The sequence below is a fragment of the uncultured Algoriphagus sp. genome, assembly GCF_963974835.1.
Classification (GTDB): Bacteria; Bacteroidota; Bacteroidia; order Cytophagales; family Cyclobacteriaceae; genus Algoriphagus.
Genome location: NZ_CAXBET010000003.1, coordinates 437,500 through 447,141, shown reverse-complemented (window position 1 = coordinate 447,141; position 9,642 = coordinate 437,500). Strand labels below are relative to the sequence as shown.

Below are 9,642 nucleotides of genomic sequence, written 5' to 3'. Positions count from 1 at the left end.
TGGAGCTGCCCAGCAGTCCGTGTATCGTGTTGCGGAACTGGCTCCTAGAAATCCTACTCTGCCTGCTTACAAAACTGGATTGGAAAACCCGATTGATCTCTGGGTGGATCAATATTTTCAGGAAAACAAACTGGAATGGAAAGATGCCGTGGACGACAAGACTTATCTCCGCAGGATCTATCTGGACATCACCGGAATGATTCCAAGCCCACAAGAACTGGATGATTTCAGAAAGGACCCGAGGCCTGACAAACGAGGAATCTGGCTTCAGGAATTATTGAGTCAATCGGATGATTATGCCACTCATTGGCTCACTTTCTGGAACGATGTCCTCCGAAATGACTATACGGGGACGGGATACATCACGGGAGGCCGATATAATATAAGCGACTGGCTTTACACCTCACTCAAAGACAACAAACCATACGATCAGTTCGTCAAGGAATTGCTCAATCCAACTGAAAAGTCTAAGGGCTTTATCGAGGGAATTAAATGGAGAGGAACTGTAAATGCAAGTCAGCGAACCGAAATGCAGGCCGCGCAAAATGTTGGGCAGGTGATTCTAGGATTGAACTTGAAATGTGCTTCCTGCCACGATAGCTTTATCTCTGACTGGAAACTGGAAGAGTCTTATGCTTTCGCGAATATTTTCGCAGACTCCACCCTCGAAGTCAGTCGCTGTGAAGTTCCTACTGGGAAAATGGCTAAGACCAAAATCCTCTGGGAAGAACTGGGAGATATTGATAGCGCTGCCAGCAGGACAGAAAAGCTAAGACAGCTTGCTGATCGATTGGTGCAGCCTGCAAATGGAAGAATGTACCGGACGATTGTAAATCGGGTTTGGAAGCAGCTGATGGGACGTGGAATCGTAGAGCCCGTCGATGAAATGGACAACGAACCTTGGAGTCAGGATTTGCTGGACTGGCTAGCTTCAGATTTCGTTGAAAATGGCTATGACCTGAAAGAGTTGATTTACCAGATTGCAAGTTCGAAAATCTACCAATCCCAATCCATAGGATACGAATCCTACGATGAGGTAATGGCCGATGACTACAGATTCAACGGGATGGTGCGTAAACGAATGACAGCCGAACAGTTTTCTGATGCGGTCAGTGAGATTGTCTATCCCCTTTTCACGGAAGAGGAAATCAAATACAATCCCTTTCAGCTTCAGCAACCTGAATTGGCAACTCCATCATTTGCGCGAGCATCCCTTGTCGCAAATAATCCTTTCCTCACAGCTTTGGGCAGACCAAATCGTGAGATTGTATCGACGAGCAGGGATGCGCAAGGGAGTTTGTTGCAGGCACTGGAACTTACAAACGGAGAGCGCTTGAATTCTGCTTTGCAGAAAGGAGCAGAAAAGTGGAATACTCAACTCAGCGATCCTGTTCAAATCACGGAGGAATTATACCTGAAGGCACTTAACCGAAAGCCAAACGAGAAAGAACTGGCGATCGCAACGACGGCTTTAGGCACAAAACCAGACGCAGGTAAAATCCAGGATTTATTCTGGGCGGTGATATTGCTACCGGAGTTTCAGATGGTGGAGTGAAAAAGACAGAAGACGGAAGACGGGAGTAGCGTCAGCCTTAATAAGAAAAAATTAGAATTTACAAAAGGGTGATGATTGTGTCAGGCTGAGCGAAGTCGAAGCCCAATTTTAATGTGAGTAAAATTATTGTCCTCGACTTCGCTCGGACTGACACGATTTTAGATGAAAACATAATCCGTCATTGAGAAGGGTGCAATATGTATTTTAGAAGACTGGAGATTCACAAGCGCTAAAGTTGAACGTCACCTAGGTAGATTATTATAAAATATCTTCTTTATTGAAACTTAAAGGTCTAAAACATCATATAGAATGCTCCACACTTAGATTAAGGCTGCTTCGGTCTTCCGTCTCCAGTCTTCGGTCTGGCAAATCAAAGAGAAGAAAAGTGTGGATCTGAATGAGAATCAAAAGAGACAAAAACCATGAAAACACAACTTAACCGTCGAGACTTTATAAAAAAAACCTCTGCTGCTGCCATAGCAACCATGGCAATGGGCGCACCAATGGCTGGGCTGTTATCTTCCTGCGGTACAAACAAAATCCCGGCAACGGCAGATTCGGTGATCTTGCTTTTCATGGCTGGGGGAATGGCGCACACCGAAACCTTCGACCCAAAGAAATATACCCCATTTCGCAAGGGAATGGAGTCCAAGGAAGTGCTCAGCACCTTCCCTTCTATTCCGACAGCTTTGGATGAAATCCACTTTTCCGAAGGTCTGGAATCCATCGCCAAAATCATGGACAAGGGAACGCTGATCCGCTCCTACGTGGCAGCAGATCTGGGACACATCCTTCACACACGTCACCAGTACCATTTTCATACCTGCTACGAACCTCCACAATCCGTGGTCGTGCCACATTTGGGGTCATGGATTTCTAAAGAACTTGGCCCGCTGAATCCCGTAATTCCTTCCTTTATAAACATTGGGCAAAACTTCTCCGTGGGTGAAGGCGAGGAACTGAAGGCTTTTCACAGTGCAGGTTTCCTGGGGTCTGAGCATGGCCCATTTTTGATTCCCGATCCTTCTGCGGGTTTAGATAGCGTACGTCCTCCTATCGGCATGTCCACGCAGCGTTTTGAATCCAGAAACCAACTTTACCAAGACCTGATTTCTGCCGGAGCGATGGGTGAATATGGCTCAGACTATCAAAAAGAATCACTCAAGCAATCTATGGAGCAGGCGTATATCCTGCTGAATTCCCCTGAAGCCAAAGCCTTTGATCTTAGTCTTGAACCGAAGGCGAGCTATGATAAGTACAACAATGGCAAGTTTGGATTGGGCTGCCTCTTGGCAAGAAGACTCGTAGATCAGGGCGCCAGATACATCACGGTCACTTCCGAATACGAGCCATTTAAGGGTTGGGATACGCATGACAACGGACATACCCGTCTGAAGGACATGAAGAAGATGATAGACTCCCCTATAGCCCAACTTATCTCTGATCTGGATGAAAGTGGAAGACTGGACAGAACCCTAGTGATCGTCGCCTCAGAATTCAGTCGGGATATGATGACAGAAGGAAGACCGGGTCTGAAAGTGCTGGATCAGGTGGAAGTGCCTGATATCATAGAAGACATGAAAAACTACGGGATGCATAGGCATTTCACCGATGGATGCTCCATGCTAATGTTTGGCGGAGGGATCAAAAAGGGTCATGTCTATGGAAAAACAGCTGATGAGCGACCTTGTAAAAGCATAGAAAACCCAATCAAAATCGATAGCATTCATCAAACGGTTTATCATGCCTTAGGCATAGCTCCAGAAACAAACTACGAAATCGAACAGCGCCCATTTTACACTACTCCAGATGGTCATGGCAAGGTGGAGTTTGATTTATTGCAAAAGGGGTAAATGCTTTACAATAACTTTTTAAGACAATTTCCTTCTGTTAGAAAACTAAACCTTGTGGGAGAATACAAGCTGATGTATTTTGAAGAGCTTTTTAAAGAGGATGAATGGGAATGGCTTTCATATTCCAAAAACACCCTGCCAAACTGAACAAAATGCAAATAGATATTAAAGGAAAAATTAACGAAAAGAAACTAGCGTATAGCAATACGCTACTTCCCTTATTTGAAGCAATTGTTAATTCTATTCAAGCTATAGAAGAAGATAGTTCAACAATTACAGGTATTATTGAAATTGATATTGTACGCTCAACTCAAAAAAAAATAGAGATAAGGGAAAATGAAGATTTACCAGAAATAATTGATTTTGTAATAAAAGACAATGGAATTGGATTCAATGAAAAAAACTTCGATTCATTTAATTATGCCCATTCAACATACAAATATCAAAAAGGAGGTAAAGGCATTGGTCGGTTTACATGGTTAAGAGCATATGGTAAAGCTGAAATTGAAAGTCGTTATAAACAAAATGGACAGTGGAATTTAAGGAAGTTCAAATTTGAACCCACCAAAAAAGGAATAGAGAGCCATAGTTTAACTCAAGTAAATTCTACAGAGGAAAGATACACCACAGTGGCTTTGAGAGGATTAAAATCAGATTATCGGAAATGGTGTAATAATAACCCAGAAGATATCGCCTTAAAAATAATTGAACACGCATTTGTCTATTTTTTAAACACTAATTGCCCAAGAATACTAATAAATGATTTAGGCAAAACCATCGTTGTCAATGACCTTTTTAAATTATTTACTAAAGGACAAGTTAAAACCAATAAAATAAAAGTAAGAGACAACACTTTTACGTTAAGCCTTGTTAAGCTTTATAGCAGGAAAGCTGACAATAAAATACATTATTGCGCTAATACAAGAGAAGTAACATTTGATAAAATTTCAAATGACATCCCAGAAATAGATAATTTCCTTTACGATAAAGAAGGTAATAGATTTTCAATTTCAGTATACGTAGAAGGAGCCTATTTAGACAATAATGTTAATGATGAGAGAACTTCAATTACTTTTGCAAAAGGTGAAGTAGAATTCCCTGACGAAACTTCGCAAGAAGAGCTACGTAAAGAAATAACTTCAACAATTTATAGTGAATTTGAAGACCAAATTGAAAAACTGGCCCAGACTCGATTTACTAAAGTCAAGGAATTTGTTTCGCAACACCCTAGATATAAACAACTTTTAAAATATAAACCCAATCAAATTAAAAAAATCCCATCGACTCTAAACGAAGAGAAAATGGAATTGGAACTTTTTAAAATTCAACAAGAACTTGAATTAGAAGTAAAACAAGAAGCCAAACAAATATTACGATTTATAGAGAGTGATGGAGACAAAGAGAGTTTTTCAAAATCGCACCAAGAACTATATGCTAAAATCATAGAAGTTGGAAACTCCAAATTATCAGAATATGTAATTCACCGGAAGTTGGTTCTAGACTTATTCAGTAAGTTTCTAAAAGAAAAAGCACCTGAAAAAGCAGTACATAATTTAATATTCCCTTTACAAACACTTTCAGATGAATTAGGCTTTGAAGACCACAACCTCTGGATGATTGATGAGAAGCTTTCCTATCATAAATATTTGGCTTCTGATAAAAAATTTAGAAAAATCAAAGAAATAGAATCAGAATCAAGTGAAAGGCCAGATTTATTAATTTTTAATAAACCTTTTGCATTTACGAATGATGAAAAACCTTACGAATCTATTGTAATCGTTGAATTTAAAAGACCAATGAGAGATGATTATTCGGATAAAGAAAACCCTATCACACAAGTAAATCGATATGCAAGAGAAGTAATTAATGGAATTGCAAAAGACAAAAACAAAAGAGAATTTGATATAAGGCAGAACACACCAATTTATGCTTACATCGTTTGTGACTTAACCACAAAACTTAAAGCGAGTGCATCTGATGCAGGCTACAAACTTTTACCGAGTGGAGACGGCTATTTCTTTTTTAACGACAATTACAATATGTACGTTGAAATAATGAGTTTTGATAAAATACTTAAAGATTCTAATGAACGAAATAGAGTTTTATTTGAAAAACTAAACCTAACTTAATACACTCTCATTAAGCTTATACTTGATAAATTTATAAAGGAAAAACCCTACAGCTCCAACAAAGTAGTATTAGTAAATAAAGAATTATTCCTTCTCATTTAAAAAACCCTAATAAAGGACGCAAACAAATGGACTTATCTAATATAAATATTGAAGGTATTTTGATTGGGTCACTTATAGGACTTTCTTTAAAAACACTACTTGATAGAGTATCCACTGCTTTGAAACTAAATCGACAAAGAAAAGTATTGCTTGACTATTCAACACATATTGGACTTGACAAATCACATATATATATTCAAGACCTAGAATTTATAAAAAAATATATCAATGCTATTAAACAAGAAGAAATAAATGAGATCCAGAATAGCAATTATGCAGTTGACGCTATGCCGACTTTCACAAGCGCAATTTTTAAAAGTTTTTCACAAGATGAATTAAGACGAACAACATTTTCCACAAATAATTACATAACTATTCTTGACATCACATTCAGTATTGACTTCTTAAGAGACTATATGCCTTTAGAACTTTGGGAGAAATATCATATTAAAGTAAGGCAGCATATAGAGGACGAAAAAATAAAACCAGAAGACGAAATAAAGCACTTTCAAGAATGTGGTTTATTAAAATCCCTCGCAACCGAGGCTATCATTGAAGTTGAAATGAAAAGAGCAAGAGCTGTACAAACTCACAGACAGTTTCATACTCTTATTGAAAAACTCAGTGGCGGTAATTTTATATGGACTATAAAATATTTATTCAGACAATAAAACCCTCATTGAGCTCAGATTATGCGTTGAGATCACCACGTGTAGATTCCCTCTCTGAGCGTAGTCTAGGCGTTTAGCTAGGTGTAATTTGTAATTACACCTTTATATCCAATCCAATTTTCAATTGGCAAATGAGTACTAGAATCCACACCGTAGTCTGTGTCTTCACAGACCACTTCAATTCCGGTCTGTGAAGACACAGACCGAGGTGAGCTAAATAGCCTCTCGCTAAACAGCTTTTCCAAAGCTGTTTTAAACTTTCGATTCTACATTCCTATCCTTATCAATTACAAATTGAAAAGGATATTAGATTGAAGTCTCAAACTCACCCAGCCTAGACATAAAAAAGACCCCACCAAAACGGTAGATTTAATCCATAGCCTATTATATTGTAATCAACCCTATAACTAACCTACTGAATGAAACGGATTTCAATTTTTTCAATGCGCCCAGTCTGCAAAGACTTGATTTACGGATCGATTTTTCTGCTGATTCCCTTTACCTCCCTAGCCCAATCCACTTCCTGGCCTGATAGTATTCCTTGGTGGAAGGCAAATAACCTGCGGGTGATTCAGACCAATCTGCCTGCATATGAAGCTGAAAATCTTGATGCGGATTCCTTGATTGCTGATCTTAAATCCCTCTCTGCAAATACGCTTATTATCAATGCAGGTGGAATTATGGCTTTCTACCCTACCCAACTGGAATATCAGTACACCAATCCCTATATGAAGGATAACATGCTTGGCGATGTCATCGCCAAATGCCATGAGAATGGAATTAAGGTGATTGTAAGATTCGATTTCAGCAGGGCACATAAAAGTATTTTTGATAAGCAACCCGATTGGTTTTACCTATCTCCTGAAGGGAAAAGGATCGTGAATGACGATATGTACGTGATTTCTATCAATGCGCCTTATGAACAGGAGCAGTTATTTAACATCGTTGATGAAGTAATTGACCTCTACCCTATCGATGGTATTTTCATCAACATGCCGGGATACGCCACAAAAAATGCCTATACCGGCGAATATCATGGAATAGATCAGAATCCCTACGATTTGAAACGCTTTTCGGAATACAGCAATGGAATGAAGCTTCCTGTGAAGGAAGACTACAACGATCCTGTGTTTATAAAATATCAGGAATTCAAGCAATACACCTCTGACGACCTGATACGCCGCGTCCATGAGCTAGTCAAATCCAAAAACGAGCAAATCGCTATCTGTACCTACTCTGAGAAATATGTGGATATCATCCGTCATGAGTCCCAGACCAATTCCCTCCCTTACTGGCCATACAATGCTTCGGACAATGTGAGCAATATCATTCATTCCTATCCAGATCACATAGTCAGCAATGCCAGCATTCAGCAGATTTCCTTTCAGTCCCGATACAATGCCGTAGAGCCGGAAGAAGTGGCAATCCGGTTGTATGAAAATATCGCCAATGGCTCAGGATTGGATATGAGCATTATGGGTGATTTCCGCGATTATGAGGATGAGCGCAATTTTGAAACCTACCAAAGGGTGTACGCTCTACACAAGAAGTATGAGCCATATTTTGGCAACTACACTTCTCCGGCTCAGATAGCTGTAATAGCTCCAGGATCCTGGCCATCTGGTGATGCCGCCCAGGAGTATCGTGGCATTCAGCTGATGCTCAAAGAATCCCACATCCAGTTTGATATTGTAGAGAAAAGCCAGATTGCGCATCTGGAAGACAAACTCAAATCCTACAAGGTGTTGATCCTGCCCGAAATCACCAATTTAGATGCGGAATCATTGGAAACACTTTATAGAATCAATGAATCCGGTACCAATCTAATCGCCACCAATCGCTCATTGTCAGCACATCCAGAAGCGCTGGAGCAATTGTTTGGAGCCAAAATCAAGCAACTTGATCATGAAGGAAGTGGTTATTATCTCAATCCACAGGATAAAAAGCTCTTCGGCAGATTTGAACAGCAGCAACTGCTCTTCTGGAAATTTAATCTGGGACTATATGACTTTGAATCGGCGGATGAAGAAAAACTGCCGATCTATACGCCAGGAAGACCTGGTCCACCAGAAAAAATTGGGGGACATGAGCCCACAGGCTATCATGCAGTTGGCATAAAGAAACACACCAAAAGCAGTGCGATTCTCTTGCCTATCAACCTAGGCAAACTGTATTACCTACATGGCTATGAGCAGCATAAAAACATTCTTCTGGATCTTATTGATTATACTTATCCTGAGGTAAACGACTTGATCATCACCGACGTACATCCGCGAGTAGAAGTGATATTGCAGGAGTTTGCGCGGAATATCCCGGGAAATTATACCAGCGAAGGCACCGAAGGGATGATTCTTCATTTGGTCAATCTGACAGGATTCAGCGGAAATACGTACTTCAGCCCTCTTCCCATACACAAGACAAACTTTAAGATTAAAACCAGCTTTGAACCCAGTAGGATATGGAGTATGACTGATGGGAATGACATTGCCTATAGTTACGAGGATGGATACACTTCATTTGAGGTAGAAAAACTTGGAGAGTATGAGGGCATTGTAATAGAGCGATAATTATCGAGTCTAGCACATGGAAAACTTAAATCAAGCATTTTGACCAGCAACATTAAACAGTATGAGCAAAATATTCTTTGACAGTGCAATTTCACTGGATGGCTTTTTTGCGGGCGAACACAGAGGCCCAAGCAATCCTATGGGCGGAGTCTCTCCGAAAATTCATGGTTGGATGTTTAAGCAAAAAGCATTCTGGAAACATATCAAAATGAAGGGCGGAACAGAATCCGGCGAGGATGGTAATCTGATTGACTCCGTATTTGCCCGCACGGGCGCATACATTATGGGGAAGAGGATGTTTGAGGAAGGTGAGGTCGTCTGGGAAGAGGATCTGTACGAAGCGGATGTGTATGTACTGACACATGAGAAGCGGGAACCTTGGATTCAGAATGGCTCCACCAGATTCTATTTTATCAATGATGGAATAGAAAGTGCGCTGGAAAAAGCTAGACAATCCGCCAACGGAAAAGATATCCGGATACAAGGTGGCGCAGAAACCATACAGCAGTTTCTCAATGCAGCACTTGTAGATGAGTTTTTCATTCATATTGCCCCGGTATTTTTAGGAAAAGGCATCCGCTTATTTGAGGCAATGAATCCTGACATCTATGATATCGAAATCACTGAAGTAATCCCTTCCGACCTGACCACGCACTTGAGATACAGACTGAAAAGGAAATAAGACCAGCATTTACCTGAATTAGATTTAAATCCACACATTTCTAATTCATTGATTTTTTATAAATTAGTAAGCTTTCATTCACT

Annotated in this window: 6 protein-coding genes; all 6 read left to right on the top strand. The window is 40.1% G+C overall.

What is annotated here, in order from left to right:
• The coding region (locus tag AACZ73_RS09960) for a DUF1549 and DUF1553 domain-containing protein (protein ID WP_339877450.1) at nt 1-1,555 on the top strand (1,555 nt) is incomplete at its 5' end.
• Between the two features lie 422 nt (nt 1,556-1,977).
• A complete protein-coding gene (locus tag AACZ73_RS09955; protein WP_339877448.1) occupies nt 1,978-3,408 on the top strand; it encodes a DUF1501 domain-containing protein in 1,431 nt (476 codons plus the stop codon).
• Nucleotides 3,409-3,560: 152 nt separating this feature from the next.
• Nucleotides 3,561-5,537 carry an ATP-binding protein gene (locus tag AACZ73_RS09950; RefSeq protein ID WP_339877447.1) on the top strand — a complete coding sequence of 659 codons (1,977 nt, stop codon included), beginning with the start codon at nt 3,561-3,563 and terminating at the stop codon, nt 5,535-5,537.
• A gap of 128 nt (nt 5,538-5,665) precedes the next feature.
• On the top strand, nt 5,666-6,310 hold the full coding sequence (locus AACZ73_RS09945) for a hypothetical protein (RefSeq protein WP_339877445.1): 645 nt from the start codon (nt 5,666-5,668) through the stop codon (nt 6,308-6,310).
• A gap of 443 nt (nt 6,311-6,753) precedes the next feature.
• Entirely contained in the window at nt 6,754-8,877 is a 2,124-nt protein-coding gene (locus tag AACZ73_RS09940; RefSeq protein ID WP_339877443.1) for an alpha-amylase family protein, read from the top strand.
• A gap of 61 nt (nt 8,878-8,938) precedes the next feature.
• Nucleotides 8,939-9,559, top strand: coding sequence for a dihydrofolate reductase family protein (locus AACZ73_RS09935; protein WP_339877442.1), 621 nt, complete (start codon nt 8,939-8,941; stop codon nt 9,557-9,559).
• The last annotated feature ends 83 nt before the right edge of the window (nt 9,560-9,642 follow it).